This is a genomic window from Thioflexithrix psekupsensis (genome assembly GCF_002149925.1).
Classification (GTDB): domain Bacteria; phylum Pseudomonadota; class Gammaproteobacteria; order Beggiatoales; family Beggiatoaceae; genus Thioflexithrix; species Thioflexithrix psekupsensis.
Map to the genome: position 1 here is coordinate 108,869 of NZ_MSLT01000001.1, position 22,548 is coordinate 131,416.

20 protein-coding genes are annotated in these 22,548 nt (G+C 39.6%); 7 read left to right on the forward strand and 13 right to left on the reverse strand.

All coding sequences use genetic code 11. The features are described 5' to 3' along the window. Positions 1-151 precede the first annotated feature (151 nt). From ppk1 to TPSD3_RS00530, 11 genes are all read right to left on the reverse strand, one after another. Positions 152-2,323: a polyphosphate kinase 1 gene (gene ppk1, locus TPSD3_RS00480; protein WP_086486637.1), complete on the reverse strand. Its 2,172-nt coding sequence runs from the start codon at positions 2,321-2,323 to the stop codon at positions 152-154. A gap of 24 nt (positions 2,324-2,347) precedes the next feature. After that, positions 2,348-2,779 (reverse strand): DUF4259 domain-containing protein, encoded by a 432-nt coding sequence (locus TPSD3_RS00485; RefSeq protein WP_086486638.1) that lies wholly within the window; start codon positions 2,777-2,779, stop codon positions 2,348-2,350. 10 nt (positions 2,780-2,789) lie between these two features. After that, on the reverse strand, positions 2,790-4,121 hold the full coding sequence (gene creD / locus TPSD3_RS00490) for a cell envelope integrity protein CreD (protein ID WP_086486639.1): 1,332 nt from the start codon (positions 4,119-4,121) through the stop codon (positions 2,790-2,792). Positions 4,122-4,174: 53 nt separating this feature from the next. Continuing rightward, positions 4,175-4,987 (reverse strand): hypothetical protein, encoded by an 813-nt coding sequence (locus tag TPSD3_RS00495; RefSeq protein ID WP_086486640.1) that lies wholly within the window; start codon positions 4,985-4,987, stop codon positions 4,175-4,177. Further along, complete coding sequence (locus TPSD3_RS00500) at positions 4,987-5,739, reverse strand: PspA/IM30 family protein (RefSeq protein ID WP_086486641.1); 753 nt, start codon at positions 5,737-5,739, stop codon at positions 4,987-4,989. The genes TPSD3_RS00495 and TPSD3_RS00500 overlap by 1 nt, the downstream gene beginning before the upstream one ends. 48 nt (positions 5,740-5,787) lie before the next feature. After that, entirely contained in the window at positions 5,788-6,477 is a 690-nt protein-coding gene (locus TPSD3_RS00505; protein WP_176329664.1) for a substrate-binding domain-containing protein, read from the reverse strand. Next, positions 6,455-6,712 carry a hypothetical protein gene (locus TPSD3_RS00510; protein WP_086486643.1) on the reverse strand — a complete coding sequence of 86 codons (258 nt, stop codon included), beginning with the start codon at positions 6,710-6,712 and terminating at the stop codon, positions 6,455-6,457. The genes TPSD3_RS00505 and TPSD3_RS00510 overlap by 23 nt, the downstream gene beginning before the upstream one ends. A gap of 23 nt (positions 6,713-6,735) precedes the next feature. Further along, on the reverse strand, positions 6,736-8,415 hold the full coding sequence (locus tag TPSD3_RS00515) for a VWA domain-containing protein (RefSeq protein WP_086486644.1): 1,680 nt from the start codon (positions 8,413-8,415) through the stop codon (positions 6,736-6,738). An 84-nt stretch (positions 8,416-8,499) separates the two neighbouring features. Next, entirely contained in the window at positions 8,500-9,096 is a 597-nt protein-coding gene (locus tag TPSD3_RS00520; RefSeq protein WP_140048445.1) for a TIR domain-containing protein, read from the reverse strand. A gap of 19 nt (positions 9,097-9,115) precedes the next feature. Next, on the reverse strand, positions 9,116-9,892 hold the full coding sequence (locus TPSD3_RS00525) for an exodeoxyribonuclease III (protein ID WP_086486646.1): 777 nt from the start codon (positions 9,890-9,892) through the stop codon (positions 9,116-9,118). Positions 9,893-9,959: 67 nt separating this feature from the next. Then, complete coding sequence (locus tag TPSD3_RS00530) at positions 9,960-10,754, reverse strand: YciK family oxidoreductase (RefSeq protein WP_086486647.1); 795 nt, start codon at positions 10,752-10,754, stop codon at positions 9,960-9,962. A gap of 193 nt (positions 10,755-10,947) precedes the next feature. Between TPSD3_RS00530 and TPSD3_RS00535 the strand changes: the two genes are divergently transcribed. Genes TPSD3_RS00535 through TPSD3_RS00555 form a run of 5 tightly spaced genes read left to right on the forward strand, consistent with a single transcriptional unit; the run spans position 10,948 to position 15,857 of the window. Continuing rightward, positions 10,948-12,003 (forward strand): quinone-dependent dihydroorotate dehydrogenase, encoded by a 1,056-nt coding sequence (locus tag TPSD3_RS00535; RefSeq protein WP_086486648.1) that lies wholly within the window; start codon positions 10,948-10,950, stop codon positions 12,001-12,003. Then, positions 12,000-12,713 carry a glycosyltransferase family 2 protein gene (locus tag TPSD3_RS00540; RefSeq protein WP_086486649.1) on the forward strand — a complete coding sequence of 238 codons (714 nt, stop codon included), beginning with the start codon at positions 12,000-12,002 and terminating at the stop codon, positions 12,711-12,713. Before TPSD3_RS00535 ends, TPSD3_RS00540 begins: the two co-directional genes overlap by 4 nt. Continuing rightward, positions 12,710-13,096, forward strand: a complete 387-nt coding sequence (locus TPSD3_RS00545; protein ID WP_245391494.1) for a DUF2304 domain-containing protein — start codon at positions 12,710-12,712, stop codon at positions 13,094-13,096. The genes TPSD3_RS00540 and TPSD3_RS00545 overlap by 4 nt, the downstream gene beginning before the upstream one ends. After that, positions 13,080-15,125 carry an oligopeptidase A gene (gene prlC / locus TPSD3_RS00550; RefSeq protein WP_245391495.1) on the forward strand — a complete coding sequence of 682 codons (2,046 nt, stop codon included), beginning with the start codon at positions 13,080-13,082 and terminating at the stop codon, positions 15,123-15,125. Before TPSD3_RS00545 ends, prlC begins: the two co-directional genes overlap by 17 nt. Positions 15,126-15,155: 30 nt before the next feature. Beyond that, complete coding sequence (locus TPSD3_RS00555) at positions 15,156-15,857, forward strand: pirin family protein (protein WP_086486651.1); 702 nt, start codon at positions 15,156-15,158, stop codon at positions 15,855-15,857. A 35-nt stretch (positions 15,858-15,892) separates the two neighbouring features. Here the strand turns inward: TPSD3_RS00555 and TPSD3_RS00560 are convergent, their stop codons facing one another. Together TPSD3_RS00560 and TPSD3_RS00565 are read right to left on the reverse strand one after the other, a co-directional pair. Then, positions 15,893-16,615 (reverse strand): CAP domain-containing protein, encoded by a 723-nt coding sequence (locus TPSD3_RS00560; protein ID WP_086486652.1) that lies wholly within the window; start codon positions 16,613-16,615, stop codon positions 15,893-15,895. Positions 16,616-16,663: 48 nt separating this feature from the next. Continuing rightward, entirely contained in the window at positions 16,664-17,785 is a 1,122-nt protein-coding gene (locus TPSD3_RS00565) for an FIST signal transduction protein (RefSeq protein WP_086486653.1), read from the reverse strand. 281 nt (positions 17,786-18,066) lie between these two features. On the opposite strand from TPSD3_RS00565, the gene TPSD3_RS00570 reads away from it, so the two are divergent. Together TPSD3_RS00570 and TPSD3_RS00575 are read left to right on the forward strand one after the other, a co-directional pair. Further along, positions 18,067-20,094 (forward strand): response regulator, encoded by a 2,028-nt coding sequence (locus TPSD3_RS00570; RefSeq protein ID WP_086486654.1) that lies wholly within the window; start codon positions 18,067-18,069, stop codon positions 20,092-20,094. A gap of 18 nt (positions 20,095-20,112) precedes the next feature. Continuing rightward, positions 20,113-22,527, forward strand: a complete 2,415-nt coding sequence (locus tag TPSD3_RS00575; RefSeq protein WP_086486655.1) for a hypothetical protein — start codon at positions 20,113-20,115, stop codon at positions 22,525-22,527. Positions 22,528-22,548: the final 21 nt, after the last annotated feature.

Sequence of the window (22,548 nt, forward strand, 5' to 3'; positions counted from 1 at the left end):
TCTAAACATCAGTCAGAGGAGACGCAAAAAGGATTGCGGTCACGCGAAGCACAAGCAATACACTTGAAGCATTAAGGGGATAACTTTTGTGTTTCGGTAAACGCGTCACTCCGTCACTCCGTCAAACCGAGCGACGCGCCTATTTTGTTGTTTAGCTGTGACTCAACAGTTGTAACAAAGTTTGCTGTGCCGAAATCGCGGTTTCGCCTTCAGCGGGCTTGGCGCGGGTGTAATTGCCTTCTTGATCCAAAACCCAAGCCTGGACATTATCGGTTAAATACAGTTTTAAATTCTGCTCAATCACCCGCTCTTTTGACGCGGGGTCTTCAATCGGAAAACACACTTCTACCCGTTTCAATAAGTTACGATCCATCCAATCCGCACTGGAACAATACACTTCGGGTTTACCGTCATTATGAAAATAAAAACTGCGCGTATGCTCTAAAAACCGTCCCACAATAGAGCGCACATGAATGTTTTCTGACACGCCCGGAATGCCCGGCCGCAAACAACACATTCCTCGCACAATTAAGTCAATCTTTACCCCAGCCATAGAAGCACGATATAAGGCACGAATAATCATAGGTTCAGTCAAGGCATTGACCTTAGCCATAATGTGTGCCGTTTTGCCTTGGCGAGCATGTTCTGCTTCGCGTTCAATTCGCTCTACCATTCCCTTGTGAAGGGTAAAAGGCGATTGCAATAATTTCTCTAATTGTGCGCCTCGGCCTAAGGTGGTTAATTGCATAAACATTTTATGCACATCTTCACCGATTTTCTCATTGCACGTTAATAAACCATAATCCGTATAAATACGCGCTGTTCTCGCGTGATAATTGCCCGTACCTAAATGCACATAACGCTTTAACTTACGATCTTCACGCCGCACGATCATTAACATTTTGGCATGGGTTTTATAACCCACCACCCCATAAACCACATGCGCTCCCGCTTCTTGCAAGCGATTGGCTAAACGAATATTCGCTTCCTCATCAAATCGCGCCCGCAATTCAACAATCACAGTGACTTCTTTACCCGCTCTAGCGGCATCCACTAAAGCATCCACTAATACCGAATCAGGCCCCGTACGATAAAGCGTTTGTTTAATCGCCAATACCTGCGGATCAACCGCCGCTTGTTTCACCAAATCCACTACGGGAATAAACGATTGAAAAGGATGATGTAATAACAAATCACCTTCTCGAATGGTTGCAAATAAATTGCGTCCCAATTGCTTAGGATTACCCGAAGTAAAACTGGGATATTTTAAATCAGGTCTATCCACCATATCCGGTAAAGCAATTAAACGATTTAAATTCACAGGCCCATTGACTTGAAATAACTCACGCCGATCCAATTTAAATTTGCGCAATAAAAAATTAATAATATGATCAGGACAATTATCCGCCACTTCTAAACGAACACTGTCCCCATAACGCCGTCCCGGTAATTCCCCTTCTAAAGCACGCAATAAATCATCGACTTCTTCTTCATCCACAAATAAATCGCTATTGCGCGTGACGCGAAATTGATAACAACCCGTGACTTTCATGCCCGGAAAACAATCTTCCACATGCGCATGAATAATCGAAGATAAAAACACAAAATCATAAGGCTTTTCTGACAATTCGGGCGGGAATTGAATAAAACGCGGCAACGCCCGCGGAGCCTGCACCACAGCCATGCCACTATCGCGTCCAAATGCGTCTTTACCGCGCAGAGAAACAATAAAATTTAAACTCTTATTTAACACCCGCGGAAAAGGATGCGCAGGGTCTAATCCAATCGGGCTTAAAATGGGCATTAATTCATTATCAAAAAAAGTTTTTACCCATGTACTTTGTTCATCAGACCATTGATCGCGCTTTAAAAAACGAGTGCCTTCTTTTTCTAAAGCGGGCAATAAAGCCTCATTGAGCAAACGATATTGTTCATCCACAAATTCATGCGCCGCCACACTAATTCGATTAAGAATTTCTTGGGGCAATAAATTATCAGAACCGGCTTGTACAGAGCCGAATTGTAATTGTTCTTTTAAGCCCGCCACGCGCACTTCAAAAAACTCATCTAAATTCGTACTGGCAATGCACAGAAAACGCAAGCGTTCTAATAACGGTAAAGTATCATCAAAGGCTTGCGCTAATACGCGCCGATGAAAAGCCAATAAACTTAATTCTCGATTAATATAAAAATCAGGACGATGCAAATCAATTTCATCATTACTTGCGGCTTCTACAGAGGCGGCTTGTGCTAAAATAGTTTCTGCATTTTGAGCTTGAGAAACCCGTTGTTGACGTGCTGATGTTGTGCTGGATTTGGTCATAATAACTGCCTGAAAAAAGAAGTTTTAATTGGAGTCTTGAAGACAACGATTAATACGTTGATTCATCTCATCTAATTGGGCTAACCATTGGGTGTAATTAATAGAATGTTTCCATTCTTGTTGCCACTCAGAATCATATTGAATAGTGCGCATGGCTTTCTCTACATTTAACTCAATCTCTATGGGCAAACTTAAATGTTGATTACGCGCTAACCATTGCTTCATGCTATCGGGTAAATCATTACTGGCATAACCGCGCAATGCCAACCACAATTCAATGGCAATTAAGGTTTGACAACATAAAGTGATTTCTAAAGGTTCTTTAGTTTCTGCCATAATTACTGCCGTTTCTATGGTATTAGACAACAAAATAAATCCTAAAGAATCCTCTAAATCGCGCCACCATTCTTGTGCGTCTATATTATTAAAAACATCGAAAATTAGCTCACTGTCCATTGCGTTTATCTTAGCGTTGTTGATTTAAATGGAGTGCGTACCAATCGACTCGACGAGTAATAAACATCACCAATGCCAAAATAACAAAAAGCCCAATTGCACCAAACAATAAGGCATAATCTTGTAAATGCAATAGTACGTATAAGTAAATATACAAACCCACCAAAAATCCCCCCATAATTAAAGATCGCTGACGGCTTTGCAATACCCATTGCCCATAAGTGATAATTAAACCAATCGTTGCCCCACTGGCAATCAAATAAGCCCAAGAAAAGTTAAGATGTTCACTGATAGAAAGCAGTAATAAATAGAAAATAGACAGCGCAAATCCAACCATTAAATATTGTAAAGGATGAATGCGAATAGGATTGAAAATTTCAAATAAAAAGAAAGTGGTAAAAGTCAGTAAAATAAACAGAATGCCATATTTAATGGAACGCTCCACTTTTTGATAAAAATCAACAGGTAAGCGTAAATTCACATTAAATTGCTCCTGATGTAAATTCACAGAATCTTGCATTTCTGTGTTCCACATTTGGGGATAGCTGCGTCCTAAATGCGACACCTGCCACCGCGCCTCAAAACCTGTTTCATTGATCACCCGCTCTACCGGTAAAAAAGAACCCGCAAAACTGGGGTCTTGCCAACTTGAACTTAATTCCACAATCGTTTCTTTGCCCACTGGCGAAAAAGCCAATTGTTCATGGCCATTTAAGTTTAATTTAAAAGAAAATTCATAATTAGTCGTATTTAACTGTTCTAAATCAGGTAAACGAACATGCAATCCTTTATCAAATAAAGAACTGCGTGTTCCCGATAAAAAAGGCAGTTCCTTTTTATTCCAATTCAAGGTTAATGCTTCTCGAATGCCACGAGTATCAGAAATGCCAATAGTCAAATAAGCATCATCCCATAAAATATGTTCTGGTTGAATGGTTTTCCAAAAACCAAAATTAGGCGGTTCAAACGCTCCAGAAACGGTTAAATCAGTACGATAAACCACTACTTCATAAATGCCGCGATAACGGGTTTCAGGAACTAATTGTCCGCGAATTTGCAAATTTTCAGGTAAAAAATAAGCATAATGCAAATCGGTGTGAACTTTATCCTTATCATCTTTCCAAAAGCGTTGATAAGGCACAGTTACTACAGGCCCCATAATCGTTTGATCATAACCAAACAATTCACCAATTTCACTTTTCACCGAATAATAACGACTTTGCCGTTCATAAACCGCAGAGCTAATCATGATTAATGGAATGAGTAAAAGCATGACTAAAAATCCAATCACCAAAATTTTAAAAAATGCAGATTGACGAATAGAATCACCGACGCTAATCATTTGATAGACACTCCTTTGGTCTCTGCTTTAGAGAAAGTTAAATGTAAAGCCGATTAAATCGTATCAAAAACACGATCTATTTCCAAAATATCTGCCTCAGCTTCGCCATATACTTCATGATGTGCGGCTAATAACGCACTGGTTTCATTAATACTTTGGGAAATCGCCGCAGCGGTTAAACCCACACCAGATTGTTCTAATAATAAAGAAACTTCCGTTTCAATGCGGGTTAAATCGCTATTAATCGTGGCTAAATCTTCTTGTTTCTGTTTAAAATTAGCCAAACGTTGCGTTAATAAATGCAGCGTTGCTTCCTTAGAATCACGGATTTTATTGGACAGGTTTTGTTTTAATTCCTCAGTGAGAACAGCCAATTGCTGTTCGATTTGTTTTTCCGTATTAGTGTCTAAAATGGTGCGTAAATTCTGCTGTGCTAACAACAGCTTGAGATGCAGCCATGCTAATTTATTCAGCAATTGCAAATTTCTACTATTCTGTTCTTCGGTTTGCAAGCTAATCGCTTTATCGATTTTCTTTTGTAATTGCTGCAAACGATGTTGTCCCAGATGATCTAATTTTGCAATGAGAATTCCTCGTTTCTGGTGATATTCACCTTGTTTTTCACTCTGTTCCTGAGCCTCTACAGTTTTTTGAAAACGGGCGTTAAATGTCAAGGTGAATAAATAAAACACCTCCAATCCTAAACCCAATAACCAAATTCCCGCATGTCCATAGCGAATTAACTCTGCCAATCCCAATAAAAAAAACGCAAAAACCAGCAGCGCATTAACAGGAATATAGCCCAATGCGGGAACAGAATAAGTAGCCCAAAAAGCCGCTTTTAAATATTTCCATATCATCATCATTAAGAGAAACGTTTTATTGTCTGTGGATCGACAATTTCAGCATCAACCGTGGGCGTGCTATTGTCAGATAATTTAGGATTTAAACCTTCTTTTTGCATGAATTCGGCTAACGCCATATCGGCTAATGCGGCTTGTTCAGATTGCTTTAATTTGACCTCATCGGTATAGACGGCATCGTGTGCCACTCGCGCCCGTCCTGCGGCTTTATCGCGTTCTTCTTCTACCATTTTTTGCAGCCGATCTAATGTATCGCCAGAACTGCCAATTGTCCCCGTCATTCCAGAAGCCATTTCACTCATTTCAGCCATTGCTTTTTGCATTTTCATGCTGCTAATACTGGTTTTAATGGCTTCAATTTTCGCTTTTGCCGCGTTAATAGCTTGCTCACGAGCTGCCACCAAATTACGATAAGTTAATTCCGCTTTCTCTAATTGATCGCGGGCTTCTGCTAATTGTTGTTCTAAAGTTTTTAAGCGCAAAGCATATTGTGCGGCAACGTCTCGATTTCCAGCGTTCAAATTCGCGTTAATTTTAGCGCGCAAATCTCGTTCATCTGTTTCTAAACGTTTCACTTGGGTCATCAAGCGTTCGGATAAAGTGGCATGTGCAGATAATCCTTCATTATATTGCGCCATTTGCTTGCGTAAATTCTCTTTTTCCAGTTCTAATAACGCTTCAGGATTGCGTTTTTCCATATCTGTAATAAACAGATTAATAAACGCTTTAAATAAGTTGATAATTCGTTGTAACATATTGTGCAGAATCTCGTGTTGAATAGGGGGAATAGGGGAAGTTAAACCTCAACGACTCCGTTCCCAAGTGCGCATTAAATTTTCCAATACTTCGGCTGAGGGCGCGTGACAAACTTGGTTTAAATCAATGCTCAAACCCGCTGAACGATATTGTACAAAAGGACTGTCTGGTTCATTAATGGGAATAGCAGGATTACCGGGACGAAATCCATGCACTAAAGCCTGTTTTTGCACAGGTTCACTCAACAGAAAACGGAGAAATAAACGCGCCGCGTGATGATGTTTTTCCGTAGCCCAAGGGGTTTTTAAAATATAATAAGGATTATCACTCCACAAATTGCGTTCAGGATAATGAATATAAAAATTTCCCCAACGACCCTGCGCTGATTTTAAATAATCAATTGCTAAATTTTCATAAACAAATAAGGCATCATAAACCGAAGGGCCTTTTAATACCATATCCTTCATTAGATTACCAGAACTATTACTTAATCCACTAATAGATCGGCTAAAAGAACGCAGCCAATTTTGAAAATCAATATCCACTAAATCACTGACTTCTAATTGACGACATTTATTATGAAAATCATAAGCCATTAATACCAAAGTAATTAAACCACTATTAGATTCTAATGGATGCGTATGGCCAAATTTAAATAATCCCCATTCAGGCTTATTCGCAATTTCACGCCAGCCCGTAGGTAATTGCAATGCCTCAAATATCGTCTGTTTTTGCAAATTGATTCACTGCCCATTCCAACCACAAACGTTTCTCCGTTCCATAGGCAATTCCAATTTTAATAGCATCACGGTGAGAGGCTACATTTGAAGGAGTATTGTCACCTGTTTTTTTGTCAATTGGGTCATCTAGGTCATCTTTAGAAAAGATAGAATAAGCCCCATAAAAACAGGCCGCCACAAATAGGAAAATCATTAATTTCCCTAAAAAGGTTAATTTAGGTCCTTGAGTCATTTTTTAACCTGTTTTAATCTTAATTAAAAGAAGGTAGAAATTTCGGTAAAAACTTTACGAATATTATTGGGATCACCGTGATAATATTTGCCCTGCGTTTTCTCCGCAATTGCCTTTAAAATGCCTTCATCGGCATCTTGTCCATAACCAATAGTAAAGACGCGAATAGGCTGCGTTTCACTGTTAAATTGCAGTCGTTGCAATAATTCTTGTAAAGATAATTGGCTATTGCTATCTGCCCCATCACTTAACACAACAATAGCAGAAATTTCGCCTAAATTGGCTCTGGTTTTCAAATAAGAATAAGCCTGATTAATTGCATCGTAAAGTGCCGTTCCCCCTGTGGCAAATAAATTTCCAACTTGTTCAAAAACAAGCGTTCTTTCTTGTCCCACATTAACCGATTGACGCAGCCAATTCAGCTCGTTATTAAAAATTAATAATGAAAAACTATCGCGTTCATTTAATAAAGTCAGCATTTGCTGCAATCCAGAACGCGCCCCGATAATTTTATCGCCACTCATGCTGCCAGAAATATCAGCCACCATCACCACATTAGATATTTTTTTATTGGCTTTCCAAAGTTCCATAATGGCGTGCATCACTTCCACACTGGGAATTTCTAATGTCGTTTTAGGCTGTTTAGGATCAACACCATATTGCGCATTAAATGGCGTTGTTAATGGAATATTTAAATCAGCAGGACGAAAACCATAACGTAAAGCCTGTTCTTGTTGCGGTTGTGCCAGTAAAAATTGAATATATTGTTGTGCAGCTTTGCGGTGCATTGGCGTGACCCAATCCCGCTCAACAATGCCCACAGGATGATCGCTCCAAAAAGTGCCTTCTTCGGGATAAATCGCCACCATGGCAGCATCTCGATTCGGATGCTCATAGGATTGAATCACCATATTTTCATAAAGCACAGCAGCACTTAAATAACCCGGCCCATTAGCCGCCATTTTATCGCCAAAAAATCCTGTAGATCGCCCATAATGCACAATTGAATTTTGAATTGCCATTAAATCCAATTTAGTTTTTTCATGATGCACATCATCTAATGTTAAATTCGCTAATTTTCCTGTGCTGGCATAAATTTGTGCAAATAAAGCAATTAAACCACTATTACTGTATTCAGGATGAGTATGACCAAATTTAAACCGTCCCCATTCAGGATGCCCATGATTTGCCCAGCCTTTAGGGTCATTGGCTAATTCAATAATTTGTTGCCAACCGATATTTTTCTCACCCCAACCCAATGCCTCAGCCATCGGTTTCCACATCGCAATGACCACAGGCGATAACACTAAATTTTCAGTGTGAGAAACCACATCGCGTCTTAATTTGACTTGTGACTCCGCATTACCTAACTTGATAAAGGCAGCCGATGCAGGGCTAATTAAATGTGCTTTTTCTGTTTCATTAAGAATATGATCAATGGTTTCTGCCGAACCCATTGGCACTGTTTTAACATAAATAACATCACCTTGTTCTGTTTTAATTTGTTGCTGATTAAATTGCTGAGTCACCGTTTCTAACCAGGCTTGTTTTTCAGAGCCATATAAAAATACTAATTCTACTGTTGGAACTGAAGGTTCAGAAGAGACATTTTGAGGCGCGCTATCTTCTCCACTACAAGAGATTAAAAAGAGAGAAAATAGAAGGATTAAAACACGAGTAAAAAACCGAGACAATAACTCCATCACAAAACTCCTAATAGTGAGAGAATAAAATAAGACGAATCCATTGTAAATAAGAAATATGACAATAGGGTTAAATTGTGTTTCTCAACGTGACAATATCGCCGTAATAGCCGCTTTAACTTCATCAAGGGTATAAGCAAAAATAGCATTGTGATCGTGTTGTAACATGCTAACCAATTCATTGCGTAATTGCCGTCCCGCATTAATATACGCTAATAAATGTTGAAACACCATTTCCCCCACTTGCGTTCGCAAGCGAGTATTTTGTTGCAATTGATCCCGTTCTCCCAAACCAATTGGACTAAAAAAATTACCTTTATTAAACCAGATAATTGACCGCCGGTGACAACGCATATCATCCATAATTTCTAAAATAGTAATTGCGGCAATCGTCGTTGGCGTAATTTCATAAACCCGTAATTTTGCTAATTCTCTCGCTTTCTTTTCTTGCGGGCCATCAATACCCCAGACATAATCACGCCCATGTGTGCTGGAATGAATTTGTGGATCAAAATAACTCCATGAGTTTTGATCTAACCATTGGGCTAATAAATCGCGTCCAGGATTGCGAATGGGACCGTTAATGCCTTGAATATTGCACGCGCCTCCTGTAAATAATAAGGGGACAATGCCATCTTCCATCATTTCAGATGTCACCAGCATAGAAACAAGTCGATTCATGATGCAATCAATCCCCTATTTATTCCAGAATAAAATCATAATCCATCATTAATGGCGCATGATCAGAAAAACGCGCTGCTTTATAAATCATTGCCTGCTGTATTTTTTCTTTAAAATGGGGAGTAATGATTTGATAATCAATTCTCCAGCCCACATTTTTTGCCCATGCCTGTCCACGATTTGACCACCATGTATAATGCTCCGGTTCAGGACAAATCAAGCGAAACCCATCAATTAAATCCGTTTCTGTAAATAAACGATCTAGCCATGCTCTTTCTTCGGGTAAAAATCCCGAATGATTTTGATTATTTTTCCAGTTTTTTAAATCAATAGGACGATGCGCAATATTCCAATCTCCACATAAAATAGCGGCTCTATCTTGATGGTAATGTTGGGCGAAATAAGGCAGTAAACGATCCATAAAAGCATATTTGGCTTGTTGTCGATGTTCACCTGAAGTCCCAGAATGCAAATAGAGAGAAACTATCGTCACTTGTTCAAAATGAGCCGCTAAATAACGCCCTTCAGCATCAATATCCGGCCAGCCAATGCCCATCTCCACATTTTTAGGCATCACGCGACTGTATAAAGCCACACCGCTATAACCCTTTTTTTCTGCACTGTGATAATAACAATGATAACCTTGCGGATGAAATAATGAATCGGTTAATTGATCGGCTTGTGCTTTGGTTTCTTGAATGCAAATGACATCCGCATTTTGCGCCGCCAACCATGTAAAAAAACCTTTACGCGCTGCCGCACGAATTCCATTGACATTGGCTGTGATCACTCTCATTTTTTATTTTTTCACCCTTGAAATAAGCCGTATTAATTTTATTAAAATTAATACGGCTGTGTTAAAATTATTCAGCCATTGGAGAATGAGAATGGATGGCTTGTAATTCTTCTAAAGAATTATCACGCACACTCAACGCTTGGCCATGAATGCCACGGCTTTCTGAACCCATTAAATACAGATATAATCCAGTAATATCTTCGGGAAGGGGCAAGGTTTCTGGATTTTCCGCAGGATATGCGGCGCGACGCATACTGGTGCGGGTGGCACCGGGGCTAATGCTATTCACACGAATAGCCGTATTTGTTTCTAATTCTTCGGCGAATGTTTGCATAAATCCTTCGGTAGCAAACTTAGAAACAGCATAAGCTCCCCAATACGCTCGCCCTTTACGCCCCACTCCAGAAGACGTGAAAAGAACAGAAGCCTCTGGAGCCGCTTTTAACAAATCAAAACAGGCTTTAGTCAGCATAAATGGCGCATTTAAATTCACCTGTAAAACTTGATACCACATAGTAATGTCATAATTCACTAATGGCGTTAATGTTCCCAATAAACTGGCATTATGCAACAGACCATCTAAACGCCCAAATTCACTCTTTAAAGTCGCCGCTAAATCTTCATAATCTTTTGGGCTTGCTCCTTCTAAATTCATGGGATAAATAGCCGCTTGCGGATAGCCTGCGGATTCGATTTCATCATAGACGGCTTCTAATTTTTTAAGCGTGCGTCCCAATAAAATCACAGTTGCACCGTGGGCCGCAAAACTTTTACTGACCGCACGGCCAATGCCACTGCCTGCGCCTGTGACCAAAATCACGCGCCCTTTTAATAAATCAGCGGGAGGAGTATAAACAAACATGTTATTATTTCCTTAAAAACAATGAGTTCACGCTTTGATTGCGTTTTAAGTTGCCCTCTGGGCGTAACTTGTGCATTATAACCAATTTAGTTGCCCTAAGTGTGTTGCTTTTTCATTGCGCAATACTATTATAGAATCAATACGGCAATAAAATTTTTTATTTTACCCATTCAATACTGTTTTTATTTTTGCTATGCTTTACTCATTATTACGTCCTTTATTATTTAGTTTAGAACCAGAAAAAGCCCATACTAAAACGCTGGCAACTTTGGCGTTATTAGAACGTTTTGGATTGGCGCATTTTTTATTCACTGCACCCGAAAATAAGCCTGTGCAAATCATGGGACTAACTTTTCCTAATCCCGTGGGATTGGCTGCGGGTTTGGATAAAAACGGCGAATATATTGATGCGTTAGCGTGTTTGGGATTTGGTTTTTTAGAATTGGGGACGGTGACTCCTTTGGCGCAATCGGGTAATCCTTTACCGCGTTTATTTCGCATTCTCCAAGCACAAGCATTAATTAATCGTATGGGATTTAATAACCATGGTATTGATTATTTATTAGATAATGTGAAAAAAAGAAAATATCAGGGAATTTTAGGGATTAATTTAGGTAAAAATGCCATTACGCCTTTAGAAAAAGCCACTGATGATTATTTAATTGGTTTGCATAAAGTTTATGCTTATGCTGATTATATTACCATTAATATTTCCTCTCCCAATACCCCCGGTTTGCGTCAATTACAGCAAATTGAACCCTTAGCGCAAATGTTATCTGGTTTAAAACAAGCCCAACATACCCTACATCAACAACAAGGGCGTTATGTGCCTTTAGTGGTGAAAATTGCGCCTGATTTAACGCCAGAGGATTTAAAAGCCATTGCTGAACAATTATTAATTCATCGTTTGGATGGTGTGATTGCCACTAATACCACTTTAGAACGTGAAGCGGTTAAAAATTATCTTTATGGTAATGAAACGGGCGGTTTAAGTGGCGCACCTTTAACGTCTTTATCAACGGCAATTGTGGCGCAATTACACGAGCAATTAGCGGGTCAAATTCCCATTATTGCTGCTGGCGGAATTATGACTCCAGCCGATGCGCAAGCGAAATTAGATGCAGGAGCTAGTTTGGTACAAATTTATACGGGATTAATTTATCACGGGCCAGAATTAGTGAAAAAAACAGTTGCACACTTGAAGTTAAGAAACAACGACTCTATTTCTTTACCAGATTTAAAGGCATGAATCAGCATTTAACCGAAATTCCACATCACCACGTCATTATCGTTATTCCTGCTAAAAATGAAGCGGCCAGCATTCGCCAAGTATTAAATGATATTAAAGCCTGTTTTCATGGTACTATTTTAGTGGTAGATGATGGCAGCACCGATAACACGGCAGAATTGGCTAAAAAAGAAGGTGCATTAGTGATTCAATTAGCCTTTTCATTAGGTGCGTGGGGCGCGATGCAAACGGGTTTGCGTTATGCGGAAAAAAATGGCTATCAAGTTGCCATTACTATGGATGCCGATGGACAGCATGAGGCGAATTCCATTATCGTGCTATTAGAAGCCTTACAGCAGCAATCTTGTGATGTCATGATTGGAGAATGCGTGTCGCGGGGCAGTTGGGCGCGGCATGTGGCGTGGAAATTATTCCGTTTTTTATCAGGTATTGATTTAAGAGATTTAACTTCTGGATTAAGAGCTTATAATAAAAATGCCATTAAGTTATTATCTTCAAAAATAGCCACCTTATTAGAGTATCAAGATATTGGCGTATTAATGTTATTGCATCATGCCAATTTAACGGTTAAAGAAGTGAATATTGTGATGCAGCCGCGCTTAGATGGGCATTCCCGCATTTTTAGTTCTTGGTGGGTGGTGGGAAAATATATGTTGCATACTTTTATCTTGACTTTGGCTTTTACCAACCATATTAAATTTAAGAAATGATCAGTTATCATTTAACTTCATCTATACTGGGTATTTTCCTAGCCATTACTATTTTATGGTTAATTCGGCGCGACCATTTACATTCCCGTCATGCGGTATGGTGGTTAATTGTGGTAATGGCCGTCACGTTTTTGGGTTTCTTTCCCAATTTAATTAATCCTATTGCGCAGATTTTTGGGGTTAGTTATCCACCGTCTTTACTGTTTTTATTCAGTATTAGTTTAATTTTGGTCAAATTATTACTTATCGACATTCATCATTCTAATTTAGAGCGAAAATGTCGCCGCTTAACACAAAAATTAGCGATTTTAGAAACCCAATTAGAACAACTGTCTTCCGCTTCTTCCAAATCAGATCAGCATTTCAATGAACATGAGCAATAATCCATTATTAACTTTTCAAGGACTTCCTCCTTTCGGCGATATTTTGCCTGAACATATTGAGTCTGCAATTGATACTTTATTGCAAGAAAATCGCGCTGCAATCGCTGAAATTCAACGCCATGCGCATTCGCCTTCGTGGGATAATTTTGTGCATCCTTTAAATGAATTAAATGATCGTTTAAATCGCGTATGGTCAGTGGCTGGGCATTTGAACAGTGTCATGAATCATGATCCCATTCGAGAAGCCTATAATGCCTGTTTGCCAAAAATTTCTGATTATGGCAGTGAAATTGGACAGAATAAAACTTTATTTCTCGGTTATCAAACTTTAGCACAAAATGAAGCCTTTAAAACGCTGTCTATTGCACAACAGAAAATTATTAATAATGAACTGCGTGATTTTCGTTTATCAGGCATTGATTTATCGCCTGAGAAACAAGCGCGTTATCGAGAAATTCAACAGCAATTATCGGCATTAAGCACTCGTTTTTCCGAGCATCTTTTGGACGCAACGCATGGTTGGCAAGAAAACATTACCGATGAGCGATTATTGTCTGGTGTGCCGGAATCGGTGCGCGATTTATTGCGTCACCAAGCGCAACAGGCGGGCTTAGAAAGCTATTTAATTACGCTAGATATGCCTTGCTATTTGCCTGTGATGAATTATGCCGATAATCGGGAATTAAGAGCGCGCTTATATCAAGCCTTTGTCACTCGTGCTTCGGATCAGGGCATTCATCCTGAGAAATGGGACAATAGCGCGGTGATGCAAGATATTTTAACGTTACGCCGTGAATTAGCGCAATTATTAGGCTTTAATAATTATGCGGAATATTCGCTGGTGAGCAAAATGGCTGAAACGCCTGATCAGGTGATTGATTTCTTGCTTGAATTAGCAAAAAAAGCCCGTGCGATGGCGTTAAAAGAATGGGAAGAATTAACCGCTTTTGCTCAAGAGCAATATGGCATGACCGAATTAAAAATGTGGGATGTGCCTTATTATTCGGAGAAATTGCGACAACACCATTATGATATTTCTCAAGAAACTCTTCGCCCTTATTTTCCATTACCGACCGTATTAGCGGGTTTATTTGCGATTATTGAGCGTTTATATGGTGTTAAAATAGAGCCATTAGAAAATATTCCCGTGTGGCATTCTGATGTGAAATTTTATCAGATAATTGACAGCAATAAGACGGTGCGGGGACAATTTTATTTAGATTTATATGCGCGGCGGGCTAAACGTGGTGGCGCATGGATGGGGAATTGTTTAAGCCGCAAAAAATTAGCCGATGATCAAGTGCAAATTCCTGTCGCTTATATGGTGTGTAATTTTACGCCTTCTGTGGGCGACAAACCTGTTTTATTAACGCATCAAGAAGTGTCCACTTTATTTCATGAATTCGGTCATGGATTGCATCATTTATTAACGCAAGTGGATTATAGTTTGGTTTCTGGAATTAATGGTGTGGCTTGGGATGCGGTGGAATTGCCCAGTCAATTTATGGAGAATTGGTGTTGGGAACGGGAGGCATTGGATTTATTTGCACGGCATTATGAGACGGGAGAAGTATTGCCTGATGAGTTGTTTCAAAAAATGAAAGCCGCTAAGAATTTTCAAGCGGGTTTATTTTTATTGCGACAATTAGAATTTGCGCTGTTTGATATGCGGCTACATAAAGAATATCAACCTGAATTAGATATTCAAGCCTTATTAGATGAAGTGCGGCAGCAAATTGCGGTATTAATTCCGCCTACATTTAATCGTTTTCAACACAGTTTCGCGCATATTTTCTCAGGGGGCTATGCCGCGGGTTATTACAGCTATAAATGGGCAGAAGTGTTATCAGCAGATGCGTTTTCTTTATTTGCTGAACAAGGTATTTTTAACCGTGAATTAGGGCAGCGTTTCTTACATTGCATTTTAGAACGAGGCGGCGCGGAAGACCCCATGTCATTATTTATCGAATTTCGTGGCCGTGAACCCCGTATTGACGCATTGTTGAAACAAACAGGTATCGTTCAATAGCGAATCATTCTTAAACAGGAGAATATCACCATGTTGCAACGTCGTTTGTCCGCAGATCGAGGTTATTTTAATTACGATTGGTTGGAAACTTACCATAGTTTTTCTTTTTCCAATTATTACGATCCTAATTATGTGCAGTTTGGTACATTACGGGTTATTAATGAAGATAAAGTCAGTCCCAATAAAGGATTTAGCACGCATGGCCATAATGACATGGAAATTGTCACTTATGTGTTGCAAGGGCAATTAGCGCATCGAGACAGCATGGGCAATGAAAAAGTGATTCACGCGGGCGAAGTGCAGCGCATGACGGCCGGCACGGGAATTACGCACAGCGAATATAACGCTTCTGATCGAGAAACAGTGCATTTATTGCAAATTTGGATTAAACCCAATCAATTGCATTTAACGCCCAGTTATGAACAAAAAAGTTTTGCGCATTTGCGCCAAAAAACAGGACAATTACATCTGATCGCTTCAATCGATAAGCGCGAAGAATCCGTATTAATTCATCAAGATGTTTCGATTTCTTTAGCTTATTTAAAAGCCGCACAAAAAATGACAATTCCGTTATCCAATGACAGACGTTATTATCTGCATTTAATCACGGGAAAATTAGCAGTAAATGGATCACATTTATCCACTGGCGATGCGTTTATGATCGAAACAGAAACGCAGTTAGAATTAACTGCTTCAGCCCCTTGTGAGATCATGTTATTTGATTTGGCTTAAAAAATAACCTGCCTTATTGAGACAGGTTATTTTTCTTACCAGCATTTGCTGTCACAATAAGTACGGTTGGCTTCTTCTAAAGAACCTAAATTTTTAAAAAACCATTGTCGCTTATATTCAGCCAAATAAAAACCGTTTTTATAAACCACCAATCCTGCTGTTCCGTTAAAATACAGACGATAATAAATTGTTTCATTATCCGTACCACTGCTTAATGTGGTGCTGTCTGGTTTAACGTTATAATCTTTTTCAATGCGATTAAACAAATTATTCGCTTTAGTTAAAGCAATTGGTGTGGTTTCGGGTATGGTTTCTTTACCTTTAGCGAATAATTGCACCCAATAATGGCGATAAGGACTATTAGGGTCTGCGAAATAACCAAAACCAATTTCGGTATAATTTTCACCCAAAATATTGGCACGATGCCCCGTGCTGTTCATCCATTGTTCAATCGTCGCCGCTGGTGTGGCATTACCCGCCGCAATATTTTCTCCCACATAATAAAACGCATAACCCGCCGCCGTGAGGCGACTACTGGGCGTTGAACCGTCTTTGCCGGTGTGGCTGAAATAACGGTTTTTTGCCATGTCTTCCGCGTGTTTTTGCGCCACTTCTCCTAAACGAGTGTTAAGCGTCAAGGCGGGCAATTTTTGCTTGCTGCGTTCGGCATTGGTTAAACGCAACAATTCCGCATCATATTGGCTGGCATTAGCCTGAATGCTGATAAATATCAATAAAAAAGCAATAAAATAGCGCATTTCCTTCTCCTTAAAAATGCAAAATCAATTCACTGATTTAAGCATAGTTTATGATAAAAATACCGTCAATACACCCGTGTAACCGTATAAACGATGGTGCGAAATCTCTCCATTAGCAAAAAAACCCACTAAAGGAAAATGCCCTAATTGCTGTTGAATTAAACGCAATTCTACCGAATCCTTACCAAATAAATTCTCACCCCGACCTAAGCAAGAATAATAAACGCCACCGCGTGGAATTCTGCCATTTAATTGCGCTTTTAAATGCCTTAGCATTTTCTCTAAATCTTCACGTGCCGTTTGCGCATCTCGGCGGGCAAACATCATTGACATTCCCGGCTCAACATAATCCCCAATCGCTAATAATTTATTTTCGGTATCAATACCGACTAAATTACGCACCAAATAATCACCCGTATCAGAACCTTGAATGGGTAATGCCGCAAAAATATAACCGGCCACGCGATTTAAATCTCGTGCTAAAATATCACCAATATCTTCTTTAAAAACATCTAAGGCAGGACGGTGATCTAATTTAATAATAATATTCTGATCGGATTCAGTAATTTCATGGCGTGTACCAATAGTAGAACAGCCTTGTGTCAAACGAGTGGCCACCGCAATTTCATTGGAAAATAGCACACCCGATAAGCCGCCACCGACCAATTCATTCGCCACCTGCACATAATAATTGCGAGAACTGGTTAAACCGCCGACTAAAAACGCATCCCCTATTTGTTCGCTTAATTGCACAATTAATTTAGGCAAATGCCGATTATTGGGATCGCCGTGAACAATCGCAAATAAAGCCTGACGCGATTGATACCACGCTTGATGCTTGTTAATAAAACCAGAAAAATCATCCGTAATGGTACTAAAAACTTGAAAAGAATCTTCTGGAAATTCCGCTAATAAAATCACTATCGCAGGCTTATCAAAATATTCAATTCCCGTTGCGCAAACGCCCATTGCTACACTGCCGACCCAATGTTGTAGCCCTGTTTCTTGCTTTAAATAAACCAGAATTTCGCCCATTTCGCCCGCAAATTGATCGGTGGCATAAATAAAACCTAAATTGGCTTGGCCAACACTGCCAATTTGCTGCAAACATTGGTACGCGGCCACTTGCCAATTGTCGGCACTGGCATGACCCATTTTAAATTGACTCATAAACACCCCATATTGCTGATGTGACTGTGGTATGGTCTATTTCTAACTTTTTGCAAAAATAGCCATTTGATGATTAAATTGGATTAAACCCCTGTGATCGTATAATAAACAACGGTACGCGATAACAATCACTTTGGCGCGTTTTTTGACTTATGCTATTGAGTATTAACAATTTGACTTAATTCTTCCATATTCATGTGTAAAAATGTGATCAATCTGATTTAAAATATTGTGTAAAATTGGCTCTATTTAGCGATAATGCGACAAATAAGGATAACAATATGGTTTCAACCATCCCCCTTGTGCTTGCTGTAGATGACAGTGCGGCTAATTTAACATTTTTGCATCTGGTGTTGCAAAAACAAGGTTATGCGGTGTTATTAGCCAGTGATGGGCAGACGGCATTAGAATTGGCTTTAAAAACGCCCCCTGACTTGATTTTATTGGATGTCACCATGCCGTATTGGGATGGTTATGAAACGTGCTTGCAGTTAAAACAACAAGCGGTTTTAAAAAATATTCCTATTTTATTTTTATCCGCGCATGGTGATGCTTCCAGTCGCTTAAAAGCCTTTGCCGTAGGCGCAGTGGATTATGTCAGTAAACCTTTTCAAGAAGAAGAATTATTAGCGCGGGTACGCACCCATATTGAATTATATCGTTTGCGTGAGAAATTGGAACAAGAAATTGCGCAACGCGATGAGAAATTATTGGAATATGCCACCGAATTGGAGCGTAAAGTAGAACAACGAACTGCTGAATTAAGTAAAGCTAAAGAAGAAGCCGAAGCCGCTAACCATTCTAAAAGCCAATTTTTAGCCAATATGAGCCATGAATTGCGTACGCCTATGAATGCGATTATTGGTTATAGTGAAATTTTAATGGAAGATGCCAATGATTTGGCATTAGATGATTTTGTTGAAGATTTAAAAAAGATTCATAGTTCTGCCACGCATTTATTGGGATTGATCAATGACGTGTTGGATTTATCAAAGATTGAATCAGGACGAATGGAATTATTTTTAGAAGATTTCAGTTTGCCACAATTAATTGATGATATTGTGGGGACGGTTCGGCCTTTAATGGAAAAAAATGGCAACCGCTTTGAAGTGTGTTTAGAACAGATGAGCGAAATCATGCACGCCGATTTAACAAAAACTCGGCAAATTTTATTTAATCTATTGAGCAATGCGGCAAAATTTACCGAACGAGGCATTATTAAATTAACCGCAAAACGGACGCTAGAAAATGGAGAAGATTGGGTTATCTTTTCCGTGGCGGATAATGGAATTGGTATGACATTGGAGCAGCAAAATAAGTTATTCCGTCCTTTCATGCAAGCCGATGCTTCTACCACAAGACGCTATGGCGGGACAGGGTTAGGTTTAACCATTAGTCGCCAATTTGCGGAAATGATGGGCGGTTCTATTACTACAGCCAGCGAGTTTGGTCAAGGCAGTTGTTTCACGGTGCAATTGCCCACGCAAGTTTCTTTAGTGCAAGCCTATAGTGAATCATTAAAACAAACCGAATCTTTATTAGAAGGAGATGGTATTGTTTTGGTCATTGATGATGATTTAATCGTGAGAGAATTATTAAAGAATTATTTGGGTAAATTGGGTTATTCCGTAGCGGTTGCCGCAGATGGCAGTGAGGGATTAAATTTAGCCCGAAAATTGCGCCCAGATGCAATTTTATTAGATGTAAAAATGCCGGGGATGGATGGTTGGAATGTGCTGTCACAATTAAAAGCAGATACTTTATTGGCTGATATTCCGGTCATTATGACTTCGATAGAAGACAATCGCAATATGGGTTATGCGTTGGGGGCAACGGATTATTTAATTAAGCCTGTAAGTCGGCAGCAATTGGCTAATATTTTAGACAAGTATCATATTCATCAAGATGAAACGCCATTAGTGATGGTTATTGAAGATGATCCAGTCACGCAAGAACGCCTAAGTGCAGGATTAAAACAACAAGGTTGGCGCGTTTTTAAAGCGGAAAATGGTCAAGTGGCTTTAGAGCATTTAAATGAACGCAAACCTGTATTAATTTTATTAGATTTATTGATGCCGGTGATGGATGGGTTTGAATTTTTACAACATTTGCGTCAACATCCGCAATGGCAAGATATTCCTGTGATTGTTTTGACTTCGACCAAATTGAGTGCAAAAGATCATGAAGAATTGAATGGTTATGTGGAATCGATTGTGAAAAAAGAAAATTATTGTAGCCACGATTTACTGGATCGCATTCGGGTTTTAGTCAGTGAAGCTGCGCAACGCCATATTACTGCTAATGATTGATAAAATGGGGATTAACTGATGTTATTAAAAACTGCACTGTCTTTTCGTTATTTGCTACTGTTTCCGCTGATTATTCTGCCGTTGTCGGCTTGTGGGGGGGGCAGTGGAGAAGGCGCAGCCGCGCCCACACAGCCTACCGTGATTGAGGTGACGCATGAGGTGCAGTTGGCAGAAACAAAGCGATTGGGGGTCAATTTAGGGTCTTATTCGCGTTTTGCGGATGCAGGAGTGCTAAAAAATGTGATTACCAATCCCGGTTTTGAAGCGGGAGAAATCGCCATGATTTTCTTAACGGATAGCGGATCGCAACTGGATCGCATTAGCGCAGATAATTGGGAGACGAAATGGAATCGAGATGATTTGAATATTGGACAGCCTATTGATTTTTGGAATGGAGCGGATTATGAAGTGTTATCAGGCAATTCTAAAGGACGCTCAGGCACTGTGCGCGATTTTAGTCATATGGACAATCGTTATTTATTTTTTTTAGCGGATAAAGGCTCATTTATTAACACGGGTGATGCGGTTTTAGTTAAGAAATCTTTAGCAGGTTATGAAGGCGATACACAAGCGTTTCATTATGCCGATACAGGAACAATTCGGCCGGGCAGTCCGGGACAGCAATCTTTAGTGTTATTACCGACAAAAAATAATTGGCAGGCTTCTTTTAATTATTACATGGATTCTTTTTGGCGTGATTCGGATCGCAGCGCGGGTAAATTAATGCCGATGGCGGGACGTTGGAAAGTCACGATTTGGGCAAAAGCAGAAGATGAAAATAACACACTTAATATTCGTTTACGCCGTCAAGGAGAAAGCACATTTTTTAATGAAACAATTGACTTAAATCAAGATTGGCAATTAATTGAACGAGAATTTACTATTGCGCCTGATGCGGATCGTTATCTTGATGAAAAACAGCAAGCCAATATTCTCGATTTTCATTTAAAAATTGCCTCTGATGGCGGTAAGGTGTGGGTAGATGATTTAAAATTGGAGCGTTTAGATCAGAAAAATCCAACAGTTTTTAGTGATATTTTTGTTGAACAATTACAGCAATTACAACTTGGAGTATTGCGCAATTGGGGCAGTCAATTAGGGTCTAGTTTAGACAATCAATTAGCCGAACCTTGGGCAAGAAAAACCACCGCTTATCAACCCCGTCACCGCATTGCGCGAGCCTTTCATTATTCCCTGCCCGAATTTCTACAATTAGCGGCTTATTTACAAGTAGAACCGTGGTATGTGATTCCGCCGACTTTTTCTGCTGTAGAATTGCAGCAATTAATGGCTTATTTAGCCGCGCCTGCGGGTTCACATCCTTATGCAGATAAGCGGGCGAAACAAGGACAAATTGCGCCGTGGACATCGGTTTTTAAAACCATTCATTTGGAATATGGCAATGAAATGTGGGGCAGTAATGAGGGTAAAGACCCTTTTATTGGCGCGAGTTTACGCGGTGGACAGCGTTTAGGTGAAGTGGCGCATGATCGTTTTAATAAATTAAAGGCAAGCCCTTATTTTCAAGCCAATAAATTTAATTTAATTATCGGTGGACAATCGCAATTCACTGGCCGACAAAGCGAAATTGAAAGCAACAGTCAAGCACATAATAGTATTGCCATTGCGCCTTATTTTGGCATTTTAAATCAATATGCGACAGATGAAGAGCGTTATTATCCTTTATTTGCGCGGGCAATGGCGGATATTCAAGCGGGTGGCCGCGTTTATGACAGTCAAATTAAAATGAATCAAGTCAATCCAGCGACTTCTTTAGCGATTTATGAAATTAATTTTCACACCATTTCAGGCGATGCGCCTTTAGACATTCGCAATGATTTTGTGACAGGATTAAATGGTGGTTTAGCTTTGCCTTTGTACATGTTGAATTATCAAAAATATCTCGGCATTACCACCCAAACAGCGTTTCAAACGCTACAATATTCTTTTAAGATGTCGAATGGTGATTATGTGCATTTATGGGGTTTATTACGCGATTTAGAAGCCACTGGACGCAAACGGCCAACAGGTCTTGGTTTGGCTCTTGCTAATCGCGCTATTGGTGGCCAATTATTGGTGACAAAACACAGCGAACATCAACCCACATGGAAACAAGCCGCTTTTAATGACATAAAAACAGAGATTGATTTGCCTTTAATTCATTCTTTTGCGTTTCGTGACGGAGATTCTTATCGCTTAATGCTGTTTAATTTGCATTTATACCAAGCCCAAACGATAGAATTGCATTTGCCCACGGCGGTAAAAAACCAAGCCACTTTACATACCCTCAGCGCGCCTAGCATTCATGACGACAATGAAAGTGTAGAATCGGTGCAATTAAGTACGCAAGCCTTAAATCAATTCGCGTCCCATTATCAAATGACATTAGCTCCTCATTCGGCTTATGTTTTAGAATGGCAGGCGCAGCCTTAATCTTTTTATTTTTGGATTTTT

Excerpts from the sequence above, each read along its gene's own strand:
- ppk1 (WP_086486637.1), bottom strand. The coding sequence starts at position 2,323 with ATGACCAAATCCAGCACAACATCAGCACGTCAACAACGGGTTTCTCAA.
- TPSD3_RS00485 (WP_086486638.1), bottom strand. The coding sequence starts at position 2,779 with ATGGACAGTGAGCTAATTTTCGATGTTTTTAATAATATAGACGCACAA.
- creD (WP_086486639.1), bottom strand. The coding sequence starts at position 4,121 with ATGATTAGCGTCGGTGATTCTATTCGTCAATCTGCATTTTTTAAAATT.
- TPSD3_RS00495 (WP_086486640.1), bottom strand. The coding sequence starts at position 4,987 with ATGATGATGATATGGAAATATTTAAAAGCGGCTTTTTGGGCTACTTAT.
- TPSD3_RS00500 (WP_086486641.1), bottom strand. The coding sequence starts at position 5,739 with ATGTTACAACGAATTATCAACTTATTTAAAGCGTTTATTAATCTGTTT.
- TPSD3_RS00510 (WP_086486643.1), bottom strand. The coding sequence starts at position 6,712 with ATGACTCAAGGACCTAAATTAACCTTTTTAGGGAAATTAATGATTTTC.
- TPSD3_RS00515 (WP_086486644.1), bottom strand. The coding sequence starts at position 8,415 with ATGGAGTTATTGTCTCGGTTTTTTACTCGTGTTTTAATCCTTCTATTT.
- TPSD3_RS00520 (WP_140048445.1), bottom strand. The coding sequence starts at position 9,096 with ATGAATCGACTTGTTTCTATGCTGGTGACATCTGAAATGATGGAAGAT.
- TPSD3_RS00525 (WP_086486646.1), bottom strand. The coding sequence starts at position 9,892 with ATGAGAGTGATCACAGCCAATGTCAATGGAATTCGTGCGGCAGCGCGT.
- TPSD3_RS00530 (WP_086486647.1), bottom strand. The coding sequence starts at position 10,754 with ATGTTTGTTTATACTCCTCCCGCTGATTTATTAAAAGGGCGCGTGATT.
- TPSD3_RS00535 (WP_086486648.1), top strand. The coding sequence starts at position 10,948 with ATGCTTTACTCATTATTACGTCCTTTATTATTTAGTTTAGAACCAGAA.
- TPSD3_RS00540 (WP_086486649.1), top strand. The coding sequence starts at position 12,000 with ATGAATCAGCATTTAACCGAAATTCCACATCACCACGTCATTATCGTT.
- TPSD3_RS00545 (WP_245391494.1), top strand. The coding sequence starts at position 12,710 with ATGATCAGTTATCATTTAACTTCATCTATACTGGGTATTTTCCTAGCC.
- prlC (WP_245391495.1), top strand. The coding sequence starts at position 13,080 with ATGAACATGAGCAATAATCCATTATTAACTTTTCAAGGACTTCCTCCT.
- TPSD3_RS00555 (WP_086486651.1), top strand. The coding sequence starts at position 15,156 with ATGTTGCAACGTCGTTTGTCCGCAGATCGAGGTTATTTTAATTACGAT.
- TPSD3_RS00560 (WP_086486652.1), bottom strand. The coding sequence starts at position 16,615 with ATGCGCTATTTTATTGCTTTTTTATTGATATTTATCAGCATTCAGGCT.
- TPSD3_RS00565 (WP_086486653.1), bottom strand. The coding sequence starts at position 17,785 with ATGAGTCAATTTAAAATGGGTCATGCCAGTGCCGACAATTGGCAAGTG.
- TPSD3_RS00570 (WP_086486654.1), top strand. The coding sequence starts at position 18,067 with ATGGTTTCAACCATCCCCCTTGTGCTTGCTGTAGATGACAGTGCGGCT.
- TPSD3_RS00575 (WP_086486655.1), top strand. The coding sequence starts at position 20,113 with ATGTTATTAAAAACTGCACTGTCTTTTCGTTATTTGCTACTGTTTCCG.